Here is a 19,768-nt window from a genome sequence, read left to right as displayed (position 1 = left end):
TCACGCCTCGGCGGTCTCCGGGTCCCGTCGGCCGCGCACCCGCTCGGCCAGCCGGTGCGCCGTGCCCGACACCCAGGAGCCGAGCCAGCGCAGGAAGCTCGTCGGCAGGAACACCGCGTCGGCGAACACCATGGCCATCGAGAAGAACGGCAGCCCGCAGAGCACCGCGATGGAGGCGTGTTCCGCCATCAGGATGGGCAGCAGCACGTTCTTCACCCGGCGGTTGAGAAGGGTGAAGGGGAAGGCCACCTGGAGGATGACCGTCCCGTAGGTGATGACGGTGACCAGTACGGCACTGCGGTCGACGGTCCGGGACAGCGGGCCCCACGGGCTGAAGTAGGCCAGGTGCAGCGGGTAGTGGACCGCCGTGCCGTCCTGCCAGCGAGGACCCTGGATCTTGTACAGCCCGGCCGTCGCGTACAGGATGCAGACCTGGGCGGCGATCACCAGCAGCGCCGCGTTGTGGACGACGTTGGCCGTGGCGTCCATGACCGCGCGCAACTCGGTGTGTCCGCCGCGCTCCACCCAAAACCAGAGCGCCTGGACGAGCCACATCCCCCACAGGAACAGCGCCCAGCCCCAGGACAGTTCCGCGAACCCGGTGAGCTGGGAGAGCGCGAGGAAGAGGCCGAGAACCGTCCAGAGCGCGACGCGGACCGGTACGCCGTCGTCCCCGCGGGAACCGTCCTCGGCCGCGCGCCGTCTCCGTCTGGCGTCCAGGGACCAGACCTGGCCGCAGCGGGTGAGCACCAGATAGCCGGCGACCAGGTGGATGAGGGTGTCGCCGCCGTCGCCCAGCAGGACGTTGCGGTTGAGCAGCGCCAGCACGCCCACCATGAACAGCAGCGACATCGTGCGGGTGTGCCACCCCAGCAGCAGGCCCAGACTCGCGGCGATCGCCACGAGGTAGACCACCTCGAACCACCAGCCGCTGTCCGACCACATCAGGATCGAGAAGGCGCCGTTCGAGGCGATCAGCCGCTGCGCGAGATCGAAGGACCACGGGCTGGTGGTGCCGTACAACTCCTGCCGGTTCGGGAACTCCCGCAGGAGATAGAGCAGGAAGGTCAGGGAGAAGCCGATCCGGACGATCGCCGCCTGGTACGGGAAGAGCGCCCGGCCCGTGATGTCGTTCAGGCACCTGATGATCCTGGCGTCGATCCGCCGGCTCATGCCCTTGAAGGGGGAGGGCGCCGGGGTGCGTTCCGTGTCGGCGGTCACCGGAAGTCCTCCTTCGAGACCGGCCACCAGGTCAGCGTCTGGTAGGTGACCGGCTCGGCGTCGTTCTCGTCGCTCCACCTCGGCGGGGCGATCGGACGGTACGTCGAACGCAACTGGACCTTGACCACCTGCCCGCCGAGCAGACCCGGACCGAGCCGGCCCGCCGCGATCCGGCGTACGTACGCCTCGGAGAGCTGCCCCTCCAGACCGACGGGCAGGCCCTTGGCGTCATGGGTCCGGGTGTAGAAGTCCCACGCCTGGCGCAGCAGGTTCTGGTCGGCGTGGCTGGGGGCGGGGTTGTCCCGGATGCTCTCGATGTCCTGCCCGGTGAGGGCCACCCAGTCGCTGGTGCGCCGGGAACCGTCGGGCATCTCCACCTCGGCGCGCGCGTCGACGTAGATGTTGCCCTGGAGCGGATTCGGGGCGAACAGTTTCCAGTTCTGGTCGAATTCCGGATAGACGTAGCTGTTCACTAGTTCCCGGTGTTCTTTGCTGATGGCGTTCGCGGGGGCCAGATAGAGGAAGAGCAGCAGCAGGTGAATGGTGACCGCCATCGCCGTCACCACGATCACCGCGGCGAGCCAGAGCCGCGCGGGCCTGGACCACGAGCCGTTCAGCCTGGGGGGCAGCGCACCGCTCGTGGTGGGCTCCCGGGGTGCCGTGTCCTGCGGGCCGGTGTCACCCACGCCCTCGTGTCGCTCCACCATGCTCCCCCTGATCTGGGGTTCCCGGACATTCGGAAATGAGCGCCGGGGAATTCCCCGGCCGCTTAGCCGATCATGTGAGATCAGCATAGGGAGGCGGGTGGGGAGAGGGGATTTCTGTTCGGCCGAACGGTGGTCGGTATCGATGCCGGGCCGGTGTCACGGCACCGTCACGCTGGACCAACGCCTCGGTCATGGCCGGTACCTCAGGTTGGAGAAGTATCTGGCCCATCCCTGAGGGAGGCATCATGGCGGCGCGCAAGTGGAGGCATCTGCCCAAGGCGGTCGGCGCCACCTATCTGGCCGTGGCGCTCGTGGGAACAGGCGGCGTCATGGCCGTCGGAGCACCGGCCGACACACCGAAGGCGCCGGCATCGTCGGCGGCCGCACCGAACATCGCCTGCAAGCTCGTCCTGCGCAACGGACAGATCATCGCGGTGAACGCGAAGACCGGCGTCCGCGTGGACCCGAGGCTCTGCAACCGCGGCGGCGGAGGCACCGGCGCCACGACCACCGGAGCGACCACAGGCGGCCGCGGCGGCACGGGCGCCACCACGACGGGCGCCACCACCACGACGACCGGAGCCACGAGTACCGGAGCCACCACGACCGGAGCCACCACCACCACGACAGGCGGCACCAGCACCACCGGAGCCACCACGACCGGCGCGACCACAGGTGGCGGCGGAGGTACGGGCGCGACGACCACCGGTGCCACGACAGGCGGCGGTGGCGGCACAGGAGCCACGACCACCGGTGCGACGACCGGCGGCGGTGGCGGTACCGGCGCGACGACCACCGGTGCGACGACCGGCGGTGGCGGCGGCGGTACCGGCGCCACGACGACCGGCGCGACCACTGGTGGCGGCGGAGGTACGGGCGCGACGACCACCGGCGCGACGACCGGTGGCGGCGGCGGAACCGGCGCGACCACGACCGGTGCCACGACAGGTGGCGGCGGTGGCGGTACCGGTGCGACCACCACGGGTGCGACCACCGGAGGCTGAGAGCGAGGACCTGATCGCCGGGGCCGGGACCGAACCGTCCCCGGCGCTCAGACCTGCCCGCTCACCTCCAGCTCGCGCAGAGCGGCCGTGGCCTCCGCCTGTCTGGGGCTGTTGAGCCTGCGCAGTGCCTCGTAGGCGGTGAGCAGGGTTCGGCGGGCCTCGTCGTGACGGGCCAGACGGCGCAGCACGATGCCGAGGTCGAGGCGGGTGGCCTCGGCCCAGGCGGCCATGTTCACGGTCTCGAAGATGTCCAGAGCCTCTCGCAGCGGCTCCTCGGCCTCCGCCCAGCGTCCCAGCGCCGCGAGGTCGTTGCCGATGTGCTGCAGGCTCGCCCCGAGATACACGGTGATCAGCTCGGTGGGCCGTCCGGGCTCCTCAGCACGGCAGATCGCCTCGCTGCGCCGGTGGATGGCCAGAGCCTCCTCGGCGCTGCCCGACTGACGCAGGTAGCTGCCGAGAATGTTCAGGGCGGTGAGTTCGGCCAGGCGCCCCTGCACGGAGGTCTGGTCGGCGAGGCGGTCGACGGCGTCGCGCAGCCGGGCCATGGCTTCCTCGGCCCGGCCGAGGCGGTGCAGCGCCGACGCCCCGTAGCCCAGCGCCCAGCCCATCTGGAGCCGGTCCCCGATGTCACGGGCCACCTCCAGCGCGGCGTCGGCGGTGACCAGAGCGGCGCCGGGATCGTGGACGCAGTTGTTGTAGGCCCAGGCCAGGAAGTTGAGGTGGACGGCCTCGTCCTGCCTGCTGCCCAGCGCGCGGGCCGCGTCGGCCCCGCACCGGAAGACCTCCACCCACAGCTCCCAGTGCTGGTTGAGGTCGGAGAACCAGTGCATGGCGCGGGCCGCGTCGATCACCTGCTGATGCAGTCCGGTGTCCTTCGCCCGGTGCAGGGCCGCGAGCCATTGGGCGCGCTCGGCCTCCAGCCAGGCGCGGGCCTCGTCGCGGTCCGCGGGAGCACCGGCGGGGTCGGGATCGCCGTACGGCAGTTCCTGGTCCGGGTCGGCGTCGAAGCGCAGCGCGGCCGCCGTGGCCCGGCGCAGCATCCACCGCGCGGTCCGGTCCAGTGCGGCTCCTGACACCTCGGCACCGTCCTCGACGCCCACCTGCTCGGTGGCGAAGAGCTTCAGGAGATCGTGGAAGTGGTAGCGCTCGGCGACGGCGTCGGGCTGCAGCAACCCGGCGTCCGTCAGTTCCTCGGCACACCGGGCCGCCTCGTCGATCGGCAGGCCGGCCAGGAGGGAGACGGTCTCCGGGCTGAAGTCGCCTCCGGCGGCCAGCGAGGCCCGGCGCAGCACGGTTCTGGCGGCCGGGCCCAACTGCCGGTAGGACAGGGCGAAAGCGGCCCGCACCTGGAGGTCCCCGGCCCGGAGCGTGTCCAGGCGGCGGCTCTCCTGGGCCAGTTGGGCGGCCAGCTTGCCGATGCGCTCGTGCGGCCGCCCGGCGAGGCGCTGCCCGGCGATCCGTACGGCCAGCGGCAGGAGTCCGCACAGGTCCGCGAGGTCGCGCGTGGCCTGGGCCTCCCGCCGCACCCGCTCGGGGCCGACGATGCGGCTCAGCAACTCGACCGCCTCCTCCCGGCGAAGCAGCGCCAGGTCGGTCCGGTGGACCGACTCGAGACCTGCCAGGGCGTGGCGGCTGGTGATGATCGTCAGGCAGCGCCCGGCGCCGGGGAGCAGGGGCCGGACCTGGTCCTCGCCGGCCGCGTTGTCCAGCACCAGCAGCAGCCGCCGGTCGCGGAGCACCGACCGCAGAAGTCCTGACCGGTCGTCGGTCGCGGCCGGGATCGCGCGCTCGGCCACGCCCACCGCCCGCAGCAGCGACGCGAGGGCGTCGCGCGCGCTGGTCGGCTCCGGGTCCATGCCGTGCAGGTCGAGGACGAGCTGCCCGTCCGGGAAGTGCGGCGCGAGGTGGTACGCGGCGTGCACCGCGAAGGCGGTCTTGCCGAGGCCCGGCTGACCCGACACCACGCTGACCGCACAGCGGTCGGTGTCGGTGCGCCCGGCCAGGGCGAGCAGCCCGGCCAGCGCCGGACCGCGGGCGACGAAGTCGCTGACGTCGCGGGGCAGGGCCAGCGGGCTGTGGGCGTGCGGCTCCGCGGCCGGCCGCGGGCGGGGCCGTCCCCGGCCGGCGGCCCGTTCCAGCTCGGCGGCGGTCTCGTCGTCCAGGCCCAGCCCGGCGGCCAGGGCCTGCACGGTGCGCTGCTGCGGCCCTCGGGAGCGACCGCGCTCCAGATCCGCCAGCGCGCGCACGCTCACCCCCGCGGCATGCGACAGCCGCTCCTGACTGAGCCCGGCGCGCGTACGCAGGGTCAGCAGCAGCCGCCCGAACTCCTCCGCGACCGGTGCAGTGCCCACGTCGAATACCCCCTGCTCAGCGCTGTCCAGCCTCGAACACCAGCTCCCCGGCAGAAGTATGACGGCCCGTATTCCTGCCGGACGAACTGCCTGGTGCCCCCCATGGCCCGGCTGATCAACTTGACCCGTTCGCACAACAAGGCCGGCCCCGCGGAATCCCGGCACTGTCCGGGCGCGGCGGCTTCGGCGGCGCGAGCCCGGCGGGTCGTACACCGGGGCGGCGTGATGCGGATCACGCCGTCGGTGTCCCCTTGAAGGAGAGAGTCTCGTGGAAAGAGCCAACCACCTCGCCTACTGCCGGGCCGGCGTGCGGTTCTACGACCACCCCGCCGCCTCGCGAGCCGGTACGCCGTTCCCCGCCACCGGGCGCCCGGCCCCGGCCGGCTGGCAGCGCGTGGAGAACAGCTCCTGGGTGTACCTGAGCCCCGAGGGCCTCCGACTCCCCGGCCAGGGCTGGAAGATCCACGTCTCCGCCACGGCCGACGACGCGGCCGAGGTCATCGACACGGTGTGGGAGTACTGCCTGTCCCGCTCCCTGACCTTCAAGTTCCTCCCGAACTCGCGGGTCCACCAGTCCACGAACAGCAAGTACGCGCCTCGCGGCAGCAGCGGCAAGCTGATCACGCTCTACCCGGTGGACGACGCCGAACTGAAGGACGTCCTGGAGGAGTTGGGCCCCCTCCTCGCCCACTACACGGGTCCGTACATCCTCAGCGACCTGAGGTGGCGGCAGGGGCCGCTCTACGTGCGCTACGGAGGCTTCGCCCGCCGCGAATGCCTGTCCGCGAACGGTGACCGGACCGCCGCCGTCGTCCGTCCCGACGGGGTGCTCGTCCCCGACGAGCGGGCCCCCGTCTTCCAGATCCCCGAGTGGGCGCCGGTGCCCGGGTTCATCGCCGAGCAGATCGCCGCCGGTCAGGCGTCGGCGGACGAACCGGCCTTCCCGTACACCGTGGAGAAGGCCCTGCACTACTCCAACGGGGGCGGCATCTACCTCGCCACCGACAACGCCACCGGCCGCCGGGTGGTCCTGCGGGAGGCCCGTCCGCTGGCCGGCCTGGACGGCGCGGGCGACGACGCGGTGACCCGGCTGCACCGGGAGGCGGCGACGCTGCGCCGCCTCGCCCATCTGGACAGCGTGCCCGCGCTGCTGGGCACCTTCACCGCGTGGGAGCACCACTTCCTGGTGCAGGAGTACATCGAGGGCCAGACCCTCCAGCAGTTCACGGCCACCGCCAACCCGCTGAACCGGCCGGGCCGGGACGCGGGGGAGCGCCAGGAGTACGTGGACACCGTGCTGGACATCCTGGACCAGCTCGAACGCGTCCTGGACGCCGTCCACGCCACCGGAACCGTGTTCGGCGACCTCAGTCCCAGCAACGTGATGCTCCGTCCCGACGGACGCGTCGTCCTCATCGACTTCGAGATCGCCTACCGGCCCGGCACCGACGACCCCGAGCCCAGCATCGCCACCCCCGGCTTCGTCGCCGGGCACGCCGTCGGCTTCGACCGGGACCGGTACGCGCTGGACAGTCTGCGGCTGGCGCTGTTCCTGCCGCTGACCACGACGCTGGACATCGACCCGGCCCGGGCCGCCCAGCTCGTGGAGGCGGCGGCCGGACTCTTCCCCCTGCCCGCCACGATGACCGACCGTGTACGCGCCGCACTCACCCCGCCCGACATCACGACCCGCACCGACCGGGCGATACCCGACCTGTTCGCCGCAGCCGCCGACGCCCCCGGCTCGGCCCAGGCCCGCGAGCTGGAGCGGGCGCTGGTCACCGCGATCCAGGCCGCCGCCACCCCCGAGCGCCTCGACCGGCTCTTCCCGGGCGAGCCCGCCGCACTGCACGACGGCGGCCACACCCTCGCCCATGGCGCCGCGGGTGTCCTGTACGCGCTGACCGTCACCGGACACGAGACCGACCCCGGACACCACGAGTGGCTGTGGCAGGCCGCCCGGCGCGACGAACAGCCGCGCCCAGGTCTGTACGACGGCCTGCACGGCGTCGCCCACACCCTGCATCTGCTCGGCCGCCCGGACCAGGCCCTGGACGTGCTGAACCGGGCGAGCGACCTCACCACCGAGGCGACACCGAGCGGGATGCACGACGGCCTGGCGGGCATCGGACTGAACCTGCGTCATCTCGCGCGGGCCCTGGACATGCCCGGCCTGCACACCGAGGCCCTGCGGACGGGTGAGCTCCTCGCCGCCCGGCTGACCGGTGTCACCCGGACCCCCGCCGTCCGCGCCGGACTCATGCGCGGCTGGAGCGGACCGGCCCTGTTCTTCCTCGGCCTGTACGAGGACACCGGCGAGACCCGCTGGCTGGACCTCGCCCGCCAGGCGATCCACCTCGACCTCGCCCACTGCCGGCGCGTGGGCACGGCACTCGCCCCCAGCGACGGAACCCGGCCGCTGCCCACCCTCGCAGGCGGCGCCGCCGGCATCGCCGTGGCCCTGTCCGCCTACCTCGGGCACCGCCCCGAGGAGGAGCTGACCGGCACCCTGGACGCCCTGCACTCCGCCCTGGACATGGACTTCACCGTCCACAGCGGGCTCGTCGCCGGCCGGGCCGGTCTCGCCGCGGCCCTCGCCCACAACCGGGCGGCCGACCGCGACCCGGCCCTGGCCGCTGCCCTCACGGCCCACATCCGCGACCTGGCCTGGCACGCGCTGTCCCAGGACGGCGGTATCGCCGTGATCGGCAGCCAGAACATGCGCCTGTCCATGGACCTGGCCACCGGTACGGCGGGCATCCTCCACGCCCTGCACACCGTCTCCGACGGCCTGCCCGTCCTGCCCCTGCTGCCCCGACCCGTCCGGAACGAACGAGAGGACCGAACGTGACCCTCACCGAAGTGCCCAGAAGCGCCGCGAAGGCGGCCCGGCGAAGACCGGGCACACAGGTCCGGGGCAAGTGGCCGTGATCAGTCCCGGGTGCCGAGCAGTCCGTAACGGCTGCTGATCCCTGGTCACGACATCAGAAGCACATACCAAGGAGAACTCACCATGAACGCGATCCTCGACCTCCAGATCCTCACCCCGCAGCTCGAGTCGGAGGAGCTGGACGGCGCCATCGGCCAGAGCAGCACCATCTGGTACTGCCACGTCGAAGCGAAGTAACCACACACGAAGGGCCCCGAGGTGCGTCCACCTCGGGGCCCTTCCTGTCTATGTATGAATGACTACGGTGTACGAATCGAGTGCACGTAGGTGGCCGCCGCGAAGAGGAAGGCGCCGGCACAGCCGGTACACCCCGCTCCCACGCAGATGGCCGTCCACCAGGGCTGCTTGAACGCCAGTGCCACCAGGATGGCCAGCGTCCCGAAGAGAAGACTGCTGGCGATGAGGAAGCCGACCTTCAAGTAGGGATACCAGAAGCGCCTAGCGTCGTCTGCGAATTGTGCGTTCATAGGGTCTCCTCAGGTTCGGTGCGATCGTTTTCATGAATCCGCCTTCGATGTGATGCATGCATGCAGGTGACGTCAGTGAACGCGACGTCAGATTCGTGAATTCGCTTCGAGTGGTGCGGTCAAGGGCCTCTCATCGTGACCTCCCGGAAAACAACCACGGACAAAGATCATGAATGCGCCTCCGCAGCGGGAGGTGACCGCCCGGCCCCGTCGGGGCGGGCATCCAGGGTGAATCGCTCGACCCTCACGTCAACATACGCCCCATCGCCGGGGAGAGTTCCCGAGTTCACTCGATCGTGGTGCTCGTACGGGGGTGCGTCTCACAAGGCCACGGAACCGGAGATGCCGAAAGGTCACTCGGTCGGTGGCAGCGACCTACGACCCCTGCACCCGGTCTCCCGACAAGCCGTGGGGCAAGAGATCGGCGCAGGCCCGTGGCGCCGGTTCGTGCGCAGGGCCGGTGACGGCGATTTCCGCGCCCCTTGCTGACTCCGCGAGGGGCGCGGTGTGGTGGCTGGTGTCAGGCCGCGTTCCGCTGACGACGACGGTGTGGTCGTCACCTGGACGGATTCGTACGGCGGCGCCGGAGGCCAGATCGCGTGCGGGTCCCGTGAGCCCGTCTAGGGGGGGGGCAGTCGACAGCCTCACCGGGCTGCAGTTCCGCGAGTTCGTAGTGGAAGCAGCGGAGGAGGTGGACCAGGACAGTCTCCGGTGCGCCGAGCGCTTGTTCCGGGCCTCGGCCCGTGCGACGCCCTCACGAACGGCCTTGGGGAAGGTGTACTCCTGTGGCCCCGCAGAGTAGGCGGGGGAGGCCAACGTCTGCGAGTGAGGCAGGACTGTCACGGTGGTGACGACTGCGGCGGCGCGCAGCAGGAACCCTCAGCGGGAGAACGGGGAGGCGGGGTCTGCGCTCACGTGTTCCTCGTCTCAGGATGGTCGGATGGGGTGGTGCGGCGGTGTTCGGCCACAGCAATCAGAGCGAGCGTCACCGCGATCACCGCGCAGCCCGTCATGACAGGCGTGAGGAATCCCGGGACGGCTGCCCCGTAGGAACCACCGGACGTCAGGCGACACTCAAGGGCGGGCGGCAGGTAGGAGACGCTGTAGCTGCCCACCTGCCCGTACAGCGCGGGGTTCGCGTCCTGGCACGCCCGTGCGGTTCCGCTCTCGTCACGGACAAGTGACGCCAGACCCCAGACGTAGGCGGACGCGGCGAGGGCTCCGGCGAGCGCGGCGGCGCCGCGTGCCACATTCTCCCGGCCGCCCTTGCCGATAGTGGGGAGTCCGTAGCCGGCGAGGCCGAAGGCGGTCACGACGACAACGACGATGCCGAGGAGCAGGGGCAGGGCAGCGGGATACGAGGAGGTCATGGTCACCATCTCACGCGCGGGCGACCTGCCGTACAAGGTCGTTGTACTTCTCGGTCCGCCCGGCTTGCCCGCGACGGCCCAGAGGTGAATCAGCGGCACGGTCCGCTTGGAGAAGGCGTTGTCCTTGTTGACCTTGTGCCACATTTCCCAGATGTCTGCGTCCTTGGTCGGTTCGGGTTCCGGTGACGACGTCACCTGGCAGGCATCGGTGTGGACCTGGCCGAGGTCCGCGCCTTCATCGAGGCGACCGGCGTTTACGCGGACCCGCTCGTGGCGCTCCGTGGCCCACGCGCGGAGTGCTGTGATGGTGGCGTCATCGAGTCCATAGGCGGCGAAGGCCTCGTCGTCCATTCGGCGCCCGTGAGGTTCGATTGCAGATCCTCGTGTTCGAAGCGGCCGCGGGCGTGGCGGCGGCCGAACTCCTCGAGCTCGGCATTGGCCCAGCGGCGAGAGGCCGCGAACACATCGATCAGATCGCGGGGCGCTCCGCGATCGGCCAGGGCACGGACCTTGGTCCCGATCACGTCCTCCGCCGCGAGGACGGGTCCGTACGGGCTCTGGGCGACCGGTCGCCAGAAGATCTCTTTGAGGATGCCGACTTCGCATTCCTGCCCGGTGGCCGGGTCGGAAACGGTGAAGCGGGCGGACAGCGGGGCGGTCTCCAGCGCGTGAACCTTCCAGCCGCGGGCTTCAAGACCGGTGCGGAGCGTGGCGGCGATGTCGGCCATGGGCGCCGGGTTCTCTGTGGCGACGTCGAGATCCTGGCTGGGGCGGCTTACGAGGCGGTGTGCCCGCACTGCATACCCGCCGGTGAGAACCGGGGATACGGGGAACCGAGCGCAATCACATCTGCCAGGAGTCGCGCGTGCAGCTCCGGCATGTCCGTCATGCGGCTGCCCGGGTGCGGGAGGCGAGCCGCGGGAAGGCGTCTTCCCAGACCGCGCGCACGGTGCGACCGACGAGTGTGCGCAAGTCCGGCCACAGCTGGAGGAGCAGGTCCTGGTTGAGGTAGCGGGGCAGGTTGTCGTGGAGGCCCTCGTGCAGGGCGGTGCGGTACAGGCCCATGCGCTGGCGTGGCTTGCCCAGGTCGTATGAGGTCGTGCCTGGCCAGGCGATGTGCAGCGGCAGATCCACGACACCTTGCGCCGGCCCGTGCAGCTCGTCCCGCGACTCCGGCAGACGGCGGCGGAACTTCTCCCGGTACAGCGCGAGGTCCTCGGCGTCCGCGCCCGGGACGTCCCCCGGGCTGGGCGCAGAGTGCGGTGGGCTGGAGGGCATGAGTCCATTCCGGCGTCCGGAGACGTTGCGAGGGTCCTGATGCGCGAGTCGGCGTCCGGAGCGAAGCGGGGGCGGATCCTCCGGCGAGCTTGTTGCGCCCAGAAGTCCCAAAGGCTCCGCGAGTCCCTCCTGCCTCTCATTTCTTCAGGTCAGGAGGGGCTTCGCGATTCTTTTCCTCAGAACCTTCAGATGTCCCGGAAGATCTCGATCTGCGCCCCGATCGAGTTCAGCCGCTCGGCCAGGTCCTCGTACCCCCGGTTGATGACGTACACGTTGCGCAGCACCGACGTGCCCTCGGCGGCCATCATCGCCAGCAGGACGACCACCGCCGGGCGGAGGGCGGGCGGGCACATCATCTCGGCGGCGCGCCAGCGGGTGGGGCCCTCGACCAGGACGCGGTGCGGGTCGAGGAGCTGGAGGCGGCCGCCGAGGCGGTTGAGGTCGGTGAGGTAGATGGCCCGGTTGTCGTAGACCCAGTCGTGGATCAGGGTCTGGCCCTGGGCCACCGCGGCGATGGCCGCGAAGAACGGGACGTTGTCGATGTTCAGGCCGGGGAACGGCATGGGGTGGATCTTGTCGATCGGCGCCTCCAGCTTGGAGGGGCGGACCGTGAGGTCTACCAGGCGGGTGCGGCCGTTGTCGGCGAAGTACTCGCGGCTGCGGTCGTGGTCGAGGCCCATCTCCTCCAGGACCGCCAGCTCGATCTCCAGGAACTCGATCGGCACCCGGCGCACCGTCAGCTCCGACTCCGTCACCACGGCCGCGGCGACCAGGCTCATCGCCTCGACCGGGTCCTCGGAGGGGGAGTAGTCGACATCGATGTCGATGTTCGGGACGCCGTGCACGGTGAGCGTGGTGGTGCCGATGCCCTCGACCCGTACGCCCAGGGCCTCCAGGAAGAAGCAGAGGTCCTGGACCATGTAGTTGGAGGAGGCGTTGCGGATGACGGTCACGCCGTCGTGACGGGTCGCCGCCAGCAGCGCGTTCTCCGTCACGGTGTCGCCGCGCTCGGTCAGGACGATCGGGCGGTCCGGGCGGACCGTGCGGTCCACCACCGCGTGGTACTGGCCCTCGGTCGCCGCGATGTCCAGGCCGAACCGGCGCAGCGCGATCATGTGCGGCTCGATGGTGCGGGTACCGAGGTCGCAGCCGCCCGCGTACGGCAGCATGAAGCGGTCCATGCGGTGCAGCAGCGGGCCGAGGAACATGATGATCGAGCGGGTGCGGACGGCCGCCTCCGCGTCGATCGCGTCCATCTCCAGCTCGGCCGGCGGGACCAGTTCGAGGTCGACGCCGTCGTTGATCCAGCGGGTGCGCACGCCGATGGAGTTCAGGACCTCCAGCAGGCGGTACACCTCCTCGATCCGGGCCACCCGGCGCAGCACCGTACGGCCCTTGTTCAGCAGGGACCCGCACAGCAGGGCCACGCACGCGTTCTTGCTCGTCTTGACGTCGATGGCGCCGGACAGGCGACGGCCGCCGACGACCCGCAGGTGCATCGGACCCGCGTAGCCCAGCGACACGATCTCGCTGTCCAGGGCCTCACCGATCCGGGCGATCATCTCAAGGCTGATGTTCTGGTTGCCGCGCTCGATGCGGTTGACCGCGCTCTGGCTGGTGCCGAGCGCGTCCGCGAGCTGCGTCTGTGTCCAGCCACGGTGCTGCCGGGCGTCACGGATGAGCTTGCCGATGCGTACGAGGTAGTCGTCTGACATGAGGTTGAGGCTATCTCAGATATGAGATGCCGCCTCCTGGGGGGTCCGTTCGGGTGACGCCCGGTCAGCGCTTCTTGGTCGTGGTCTTGCGCCAGCCGAACGGGCCGGGCAGATCCATCGAGGTCGTACGGCGTCCGGTGCTGCTGTGGGTGTGGCGGGGTCCGTGCTTGCCGCCGCCGGTCGTGATGGACCAGGAGTGGCGGTTGATGTTCAGCCGCACGCCGGGAAGGATGCGGAAGCTCTTGCGGAACGTCAGGCCCATGGCTGTCTCCTCCGATTGTTCGGCGCTCCTGAGTGGCGCTCAACCCGGATACCCCCATTCGGGGAACTGATGACCGGTTGCCTGCCCGGTGGCGTCCGCCGCCGGCGCCGGACGCGCCCGTCGTCACCTGTGGCAAGGATGTGACGGGTGCGAACTTGTTTTCGACCATTCCCGTCGTGATGATGGCTGGATGTCTGAGAACGGGGACCGGATATCGGACGGGGGCATGTCGCCCGCCGAGGCGGAGGCGGCGAGCCGGAGGAGAGAGTTCGCCGAGCTGCTCGGTGAGTTCCGCCGCACCCCGGTGCTCGTGCCGCTCGGCGAGGACCCGCAGGGTGGACAGGCCCTGCTCACCGCCGACTTGGGCGGCATCCGCTTCATCCTCGCCTTCTCCGACGAGCAGGCCCTCGCCCGGTACGCCGTCGCGCGCGGGGAGTCGGCACGGGAGTGGACGTACCGGACGGTTCTGGGCGCCCGGCTGCTGGACGCCGCCGTGCCCGCGGCGGGCGTGCCCTGCGGGGTGGCACTGGACTGCGCGGACGGCTCGGACGGGATGGTGTTCCCGCCGGTGGTGGGGATCGTGCCGGACGGCGCGGCGGTGGACCTGGGCGACGAGACGCGGCACAGGGGTGCGCTGTGAGTGGTGGGGGCGGGATGGATCTCCAGGCGCAGGGCCTGGAGGAGATCGCCAAGGGCCTGACGGAGACGCTCGGCGAGCTGGGCGAACTGGGCATGGTCGGCCAGGCCGGCGCCGGCCGTGGTTTCTCCGGCATCGCTCTGTCGGGGCTGGAGTTGGGTCACGAGGGTCTGACGGGTGAGCTGAAGACGTTCTGCGAGCGCTGGGAGTGGGGGGTGCGTGCCCTGGTCGCGGAGGGCAATGCGTTCGCGCAGAAGACGAACCTGTCGGCGGGGACGTACTACGAGACCGAGCAGTACCTCAAGGGCAGCGTGAAGGTCGTGGCGAACTCGGCCGTCGGCAACCCGTACGCGTCCGAGGAGGACGTGGAGAAGATGGGCTGGGGCGAGATGGCCGAGTCCGGCCGGACGGTGGACTATTCGCAGGAGTCCTTCGAGCAGGCGTGGGAGAACAGCAAGCAGGGCTGGAAGGACGCGGGCCGGGACGCGATGACCTCGAACATGGTCGGCGCGATCCCCGTCACCCCGGAGAACATGCGCCGCGCGGCGGGCGTGTCGGACAAGGAGTACGACCAGTTCCTGGACGACACCTTCGGCCCGTCCCCGGAGGCCCGCGCGAAGGCGGCCGGACAGCCTGGCGGTGAGGGCTGATGGGCCTGGGGGACGTCACCAACTCGCTGCTGGGCGGCGCCGAGGATCTCTACGACAAGGGCAAGAAGAAGGTCGGCGAGCTCGTCGACGCGGGCACGGACGAGCTGGGCGGCGCGATGGACCGCGTCGGCCTGCACGACTGGGCCGACGGTGTGGAGGACTGGGGCGACGACGTCGCTTCCGACCTGGGCGCGACCCCGGGGGAGCAGCAGCTCGGCGACACCGAGCAGGCGGATGAACTCGTGCACGGCAAGCCGGAGAAGATCCGGGAGAGCGCGAAGCATCTGAAGGACTTCCATGGGGCGTTCGACAAGGTCGGCTCGGGCCTGAAGAAGATCGACTCGGCGGGCTGGAAGGGCGAGGGCGGCGACGCCTTCCGGGAGAAGTTCGGCGTCCACCCCACCAAGTGGGCCCATGCGGCGGAGGCGTGCGGTTCGGCGGCGGGCGCGCTGGAGCGGTACGCCGACACGGTCACCTGGGCGCAGAAGCAGGCGGCGGAGGCCGTCGAGCTGTACAAGAAGGGCACGAAGGCGTTCGAGGACGCGGCCGACGACTACCAGAAGAAGGCCGACGCCTACAACGCCAAGGCCCGCGCGGGCGACGACCCCGGTGTGAAGCCGGTGCAGGACACAGGGGCGGGCAAGTCCGACATCAAGGCGGCGGTGGCCAAGCTGGCCGAGGCCCGCAAGCAGCGCAACACCGCCGCCGCGGAGGCCCAGGGCAAGGTCAAGGCGGCCCTCGCGCACGCCCCGGCCGAACCCCCGCCGCTGGAACGCCTCGGCAACGACTTCACCGACGGCTTCCAGGCCGCCAACACCGAGCTGACCCACGTCGTCGGCGGCGCCCTGAAGGGCACGGCCGGTCTGGTCAACTTCGCCCGCGGCCTCAACCCGACCGACCCGTACAACCTGACCCACCCGGCGGCCTACCTCCAGAACGTCAGCATGACGCTATCCGGTCTGGTCTCCGCGGGGACCCATCCCGAGCGCACGGTCCAGGCGGCCATCGATGGCCTGAAGAAGGACCCGTCGGAGTTCGTGGGACGGCTGATCCCGGAGCTGATCGGCACCAAGGGCGCGGGGCTGGCACGGGGCGGTCTTCGGCTCGCGGTGAAGGAGGGCGCGGAGGAAGCCGCCAGTCAGGGGATCCGCCGTACCGCCCGGAACGTGGTCGAGAAGGACGCGGACGACGTGGCCCGGCGTCCGGGCGAGAAGGTCTGCGAGAAGGACCCTGTCGACGTCGCCACCGGCCGCATGGTGCTGCCACAGACCGACGTGGCGCTGCCGGGCGTGCTTCCGCTGCTGGTCAAGCGGCAGTTCGAGTCGTCGTACCGGCTCGGCGGCTGGTTCGGCCCGTCCTGGTCCTCCACGCTGGACCAGCGACTGGAGACCGACGCCCAGGGTGTGGTGTTCGTCGGCGAGGACGGTCTCGTCCTGGCCTACCCGCACCCCGCGCCCGGCGTGCCGACCCTGCCCTCGCATGGCCCGCGCTGGCCGCTGGACCGGGTAGAGGGCGGCTACACCCTCACCGACCCCGAGTCGGGGCACACGCGGCACTTCGCCGACCGCTCCGACACCCTCGCGGTCCTGGAACAGCTCGACGACCGCAACGGCAACTGGATCACCTTCGAGTACGACTCCGACGGCGCACCGACCGCCCTCGTCCACAGCGGTGGCTACCACCTGGGGATATCCACCGCCGAGGGCCGCGTCACCGCCCTCCGACTCACGGGCGCCGACCAGGAACTGATCCGCTACGGCCACACCGGCGGCCACCTCACCGAGGTCACCAACTCCTCCGGCCGCCCAACCCGCTTCACCTACGACGACTCGGCCCGCATCACCTCCTGGACCGACACCAACGACAGCCACTTCACCTACGGCTACGACGACCAGGACCGCTGCGTCCACCAGTCCGGCGCGGCGGGCCACCTGCGCTCCACCTTCACCTACGGTGACCCGGACCCGGCCACCGGCGACTCCGTCACCACCATCACGGACTCCCTCGGCCACACCAGCCACTACCGAGTCAACCGCCACTGCCAGGTCGTGGCCGAGACCGACCCGCTCGGCGCCACCACCCGCTACCAGCGCGACCGCCGCAACCGGCTGCTGTCGGTGACCGACCCCCTCGGCCACACCACGGAGTTCCACCGCGACGCCGACGGCAACCCGCTCACGGTGATCCGCCCCGACGGCCGCGAGGCCCGCGCCGAGTACGACGCGCTCGGTCTCCCGGTGAAGGTGACTCGCCCGGACGGCACCACGGTCCGCCAGACGTACGACGACCGCGGCAACCTCACCTCGCTGACGGACGCGGCAGGCCAGGCCACGCACCTCGCGTACGACGATGCCGGCCACCTGGTCTCCGTCACCGACCCGCTCGGGCACGCCACCACCATCGCCACCGACCGTGCCGGCCTCCCTCTGCGCGTCACCGACCCGCTGGGCGCGACCACGTCCTACGAGCGCGACGCCTTCGGCCGCCCGGTCACGATCACCGACCCCACCGGCGCGGTCACCCGCTTCGAGTGGACGGTGGAGGGACACCTGGTCCGCCGCACGGCACCGGACGGCACGACCGAGTCGTGGACCTACGACGGCGAGGGCAACCGCACCACGCACACCGACGCCCTCGGCGCGGTGTCCCGCTTCGAGTACACCCACTTCGACCTCCTGACGGCCCGCACCGGCCCGGACGGGGTGCGGCACGCGTTCACGTACGACACCGAGCTGAGGCTGACGGAGGTCACCAACCCCCAGGGCCTGACGTGGACGTACACGTACGACCCGGCGGGACGCCTCGCGGCGGAGACGGACTTCGACGACCGCACGCTCACCTACGCCTACGACCCCGGCAGCCGCCTCACCGCCCGCACCAACGCCCTCGGCGAGACCATCGCCTTCGAGCGGGACGAGCTGGGCCGCACGGTCCGCAAGGACGCGGCGGGCGCGGTCACCACGTACGCCTTCGACCTCACCGATCAGCTGGCCGAGGCGGTCGGCCCGGACGGCTCCACCCTCCAGATCCTGCGCGACCGCTACGGCCGCACCGTCTCGGAGACGGCCGACGGCCGCACGCTGACCTACACGCACGACACCCTCGGCCGCCGCACCGGCCGCACCACCCCCACCGGGGCCACGACCACCTGGTCCTACGACCCGGCGGGCCGCCGCACCGGCATGGTCGCCTCCGGCCACAGCATCGACTTCACCTACGACGCGGCGGGCCGCGAAGTCGGCCGCCACATAGGCGAGTCACTCTCCCTGGAGCACACCTTCGACGTGCTGGGCCGCCTGAAGGCCCAGTCGGTACGCACCCCGCGCGGCGGTCTCCTCCGCCACCGCGCCTACGAGTACCGGGCGGACGGCAACGTCACCCGCATCGACGACGACCTGTCCTCCCGCACCTTCGACCTGGACGCCTCCGGCCGGGTCACGGCGGTCCACGCGTCCGGCTGGACGGAGCGGTACGCCTACGACGAGGCGGGCAACCAGACCGAGGCGAGCTGGCCCACGAGCCACCCGGGCAGCGAGGCGACCGGCCCGCGCGCCTACACCGGCACCCGCATCACCCGGGCCGGCGGCATCCGCTACGAACACGACGCCCTCGGCCGCACGGTCCTCCGCCAGAAGACCCGCCTCTCCCGGCGCCCGGACACCTGGCGCTACGAATGGGACGCGGAGGACCGCCTGACCGCGGTGACCACCCCGGACGGCACCCGCTGGCACTACACCTACGACCCCCTGGGCCGCCGCACGGCCAAGCTCCGCATGGCGGGCGAGACGGTGGTGGAGCGCGTCGACTTCACCTGGGACGGCACGACTCTCTGCGAACAGACCACGTCGTTTGCCGAGTTGCCCCACCCGGTGACCCTCACCTGGGACCACCAGGGCCTCCACCCCGTCACCCAGACAGAACGCATCACCTCCGCCACGACCGACACGGACATCGACTCCCGCTTCTACGCCATCGTCACCGACCTGATCGGCACACCGACGGAACTGGTCGACGAACAGGGAGAAACGGCTTGGCGTACGCGCAGCACGCTGTGGGGAACGACGGCATGGACGGCGGGCAGCACGGCGTACACGCCGCTGCGGTTCCCGGGGCAGTACTTCGACCCTGAGACCGGGCTGCATTACAACTACTTCCGGCATTACGACCCGGAGACGGCGCGGTACATCACCACTGACCCGCTCGGCCTCGCACCCGCTCCCAATCCGGCGACCTACGTCCTGAATCCGCACAGATGGGTCGATGTCCTGGGGTTGGCCCCTGCGGCCTGTACTGACGAGCACCTATTTCGGGGTACCACCAAGGGATACGAAGCCGGCTCGGGAAACCGGGCTGCCGGGACCACTCCGACGTCTACTGATCCGGGTGTGGCGACAACCTTCGCGCGACATTCGGAGCAATTCGGCGATGCAGTGGTTCAGGTTATACCTCGCAGCGCGCTCGAAGGAGTGGATCTCATGCCGGGGTTCATTCGCGCAGAGGCGGAAGTAGGGGTTAACCTCTCTGCGGGAGAACTTGCTAGCAGGGCCGCAGTAGAGCTTCCTGTGAGCACCGCGCAGAGGATTCTGGGCGATATGGGAATTGACATACCTAGAATAAAATCCTACGAGGGTATAAGTGATGCCCTCGCGTGGGATGTACCCAAGCTATCACCTGAACAGGTACAACAATTTGTCCGGGAGGCGTACAAGCATGGATGAACTCGATGCGGCAAGACTGCAGATCTACTCTTGTGAGCCGGATGGCCCTGAAGCCGCTATCTGCATTGTTCGCTGTGTGGGAGGAATTGTGCGTGTTGGTCAGGACCTTTATTTCAGTGCCAGCACATCAGGAGTTGACGTGAACTCACCTATGAGGCTGAACGGGATCATTCGCTATGAGAAGCAAGTCGATTTTGTGGATCCGCCCAATAGTGCGAAGGTTTATATCTCAGGAGTGGGTGTCGCAAGGCTTGAGCATGGCGTGATTATCACAGCTCGGCAAGCCGAGAGGTGACAACTTGAACGCATCTGACCTGGAGCCCCAAGGAATCTCTTTGATCTAGGAGAGTTCGCTTTTGCGTGGGAATTTCCTGTTCCCTGGTGGCGAAGAGTTTTTGGCATCGTCGGGGAATGGTCGGAGCTTAAATGTTACCGGTC

General features: G+C 70.2%; 13 protein-coding genes and 1 pseudogene. 6 read left to right on the top strand and 8 right to left on the bottom strand.

The window, feature by feature from the left end; all coding sequences use genetic code 11:
• Both HEK131_RS21295 and HEK131_RS21290 read right to left on the bottom strand, forming a co-directional pair.
• Entirely contained in the window at window positions 1-1,221 is a 1,221-nt protein-coding gene (locus tag HEK131_RS21295; RefSeq protein WP_347881866.1) for an HTTM domain-containing protein, read from the bottom strand.
• On the bottom strand, window positions 1,218-1,928 hold the full coding sequence (locus tag HEK131_RS21290) for a DUF5819 family protein (protein ID WP_244336588.1): 711 nt from the start codon (window positions 1,926-1,928) through the stop codon (window positions 1,218-1,220). Before HEK131_RS21290 ends, HEK131_RS21295 begins: the two co-directional genes overlap by 4 nt.
• A 245-nt stretch (window positions 1,929-2,173) precedes the next feature.
• Between HEK131_RS21290 and HEK131_RS21285 the strand changes: the two genes are divergently transcribed.
• Window positions 2,174-2,932 carry a hypothetical protein gene (locus HEK131_RS21285; RefSeq protein WP_217464868.1) on the top strand — a complete coding sequence of 253 codons (759 nt, stop codon included), beginning with the start codon at window positions 2,174-2,176 and terminating at the stop codon, window positions 2,930-2,932.
• Window positions 2,933-2,979: 47 nt separating this feature from the next.
• Here the strand turns inward: HEK131_RS21285 and HEK131_RS21280 are convergent, their stop codons facing one another.
• Window positions 2,980-5,283: a tetratricopeptide repeat protein gene (locus tag HEK131_RS21280; RefSeq protein ID WP_244336587.1), complete on the bottom strand. Its 2,304-nt coding sequence runs from the start codon at window positions 5,281-5,283 to the stop codon at window positions 2,980-2,982.
• Window positions 5,284-5,551: 268 nt separating this feature from the next.
• Between HEK131_RS21280 and lanKC the strand changes: the two genes are divergently transcribed.
• Window positions 5,552-8,134 carry a class III lanthionine synthetase LanKC gene (lanKC, locus tag HEK131_RS21275; protein WP_244336586.1) on the top strand — a complete coding sequence of 861 codons (2,583 nt, stop codon included), beginning with the start codon at window positions 5,552-5,554 and terminating at the stop codon, window positions 8,132-8,134.
• Window positions 8,135-8,472: 338 nt separating this feature from the next.
• Here the strand turns inward: lanKC and HEK131_RS21270 are convergent, their stop codons facing one another.
• The 5 genes and pseudogenes from HEK131_RS21270 to HEK131_RS21250 all read right to left on the bottom strand — a co-directional run bounded on the left by HEK131_RS21270 (window position 8,473) and on the right by HEK131_RS21250 (window position 13,325).
• Window positions 8,473-8,700 carry a hypothetical protein gene (locus HEK131_RS21270; protein WP_244336585.1) on the bottom strand — a complete coding sequence of 76 codons (228 nt, stop codon included), beginning with the start codon at window positions 8,698-8,700 and terminating at the stop codon, window positions 8,473-8,475.
• A gap of 1,646 nt (window positions 8,701-10,346) precedes the next feature.
• Window positions 10,347-10,959, bottom strand: a pseudogene (locus HEK131_RS21265) (nucleotidyl transferase AbiEii/AbiGii toxin family protein); the annotation flags it as partial.
• Window positions 10,956-11,348, bottom strand: coding sequence for a hypothetical protein (locus tag HEK131_RS21260; protein WP_244336584.1), 393 nt, complete (start codon window positions 11,346-11,348; stop codon window positions 10,956-10,958). The pseudogene HEK131_RS21265 and the gene HEK131_RS21260, both read right to left, overlap by 4 nt.
• A 185-nt stretch (window positions 11,349-11,533) precedes the next feature.
• Window positions 11,534-13,063, bottom strand: a complete 1,530-nt coding sequence (locus HEK131_RS21255; RefSeq protein WP_244336583.1) for a helix-turn-helix domain-containing protein — start codon at window positions 13,061-13,063, stop codon at window positions 11,534-11,536.
• Window positions 13,064-13,127: 64 nt separating this feature from the next.
• On the bottom strand, window positions 13,128-13,325 hold the full coding sequence (locus HEK131_RS21250; RefSeq protein WP_031181605.1) for a DUF4236 domain-containing protein: 198 nt from the start codon (window positions 13,323-13,325) through the stop codon (window positions 13,128-13,130).
• A gap of 190 nt (window positions 13,326-13,515) precedes the next feature.
• On the opposite strand from HEK131_RS21250, the gene HEK131_RS21245 reads away from it, so the two are divergent.
• From HEK131_RS21245 to HEK131_RS21230, 4 genes are read left to right on the top strand one after another with little or no spacing between them, the layout of a single operon-like run.
• Window positions 13,516-13,965: a hypothetical protein gene (locus tag HEK131_RS21245; protein ID WP_432215657.1), complete on the top strand. Its 450-nt coding sequence runs from the start codon at window positions 13,516-13,518 to the stop codon at window positions 13,963-13,965.
• Between the two features lie 14 nt (window positions 13,966-13,979).
• Window positions 13,980-14,612 (top strand): hypothetical protein, encoded by a 633-nt coding sequence (locus HEK131_RS21240; RefSeq protein WP_244336582.1) that lies wholly within the window; start codon window positions 13,980-13,982, stop codon window positions 14,610-14,612.
• Entirely contained in the window at window positions 14,612-19,330 is a 4,719-nt protein-coding gene (locus HEK131_RS21235) for a putative T7SS-secreted protein (protein ID WP_244336581.1), read from the top strand. Before HEK131_RS21240 ends, HEK131_RS21235 begins: the two co-directional genes overlap by 1 nt.
• Complete coding sequence (locus HEK131_RS21230) at window positions 19,323-19,625, top strand: hypothetical protein (protein WP_244336580.1); 303 nt, start codon at window positions 19,323-19,325, stop codon at window positions 19,623-19,625. Before HEK131_RS21235 ends, HEK131_RS21230 begins: the two co-directional genes overlap by 8 nt.
• Window positions 19,626-19,768: the final 143 nt, after the last annotated feature.

The sequence above is a fragment of the Streptomyces seoulensis genome (genome assembly GCF_022846655.1).
In the GTDB taxonomy this organism is placed as follows: domain Bacteria; phylum Actinomycetota; class Actinomycetes; order Streptomycetales; family Streptomycetaceae; genus Streptomyces.
The sequence above is the reverse complement of the archived record's forward strand: the minus strand, read 5'-3'. Positions and strand labels throughout refer to the sequence as shown.

Coding starts and splice junctions, on each gene's coding strand:
- HEK131_RS21290 (WP_244336588.1), bottom strand. CDS start 1,928: ATGGTGGAGCGACACGAGGGCGTGGGTGACACCGGCCCGCAGGACACG.
- HEK131_RS21285 (WP_217464868.1), top strand. CDS start 2,174: ATGGCGGCGCGCAAGTGGAGGCATCTGCCCAAGGCGGTCGGCGCCACC.
- HEK131_RS21270 (WP_244336585.1), bottom strand. CDS start 8,700: ATGAACGCACAATTCGCAGACGACGCTAGGCGCTTCTGGTATCCCTAC.
- HEK131_RS21260 (WP_244336584.1), bottom strand. CDS start 11,348: ATGCCCTCCAGCCCACCGCACTCTGCGCCCAGCCCGGGGGACGTCCCG.
- HEK131_RS21255 (WP_244336583.1), bottom strand. CDS start 13,063: ATGTCAGACGACTACCTCGTACGCATCGGCAAGCTCATCCGTGACGCC.
- HEK131_RS21250 (WP_031181605.1), bottom strand. CDS start 13,325: ATGGGCCTGACGTTCCGCAAGAGCTTCCGCATCCTTCCCGGCGTGCGG.
- HEK131_RS21245 (WP_432215657.1), top strand. CDS start 13,516: ATGTCTGAGAACGGGGACCGGATATCGGACGGGGGCATGTCGCCCGCC.
- HEK131_RS21240 (WP_244336582.1), top strand. CDS start 13,980: ATGGATCTCCAGGCGCAGGGCCTGGAGGAGATCGCCAAGGGCCTGACG.
- HEK131_RS21235 (WP_244336581.1), top strand. CDS start 14,612: ATGGGCCTGGGGGACGTCACCAACTCGCTGCTGGGCGGCGCCGAGGAT.
- HEK131_RS21230 (WP_244336580.1), top strand. CDS start 19,323: ATGGATGAACTCGATGCGGCAAGACTGCAGATCTACTCTTGTGAGCCG.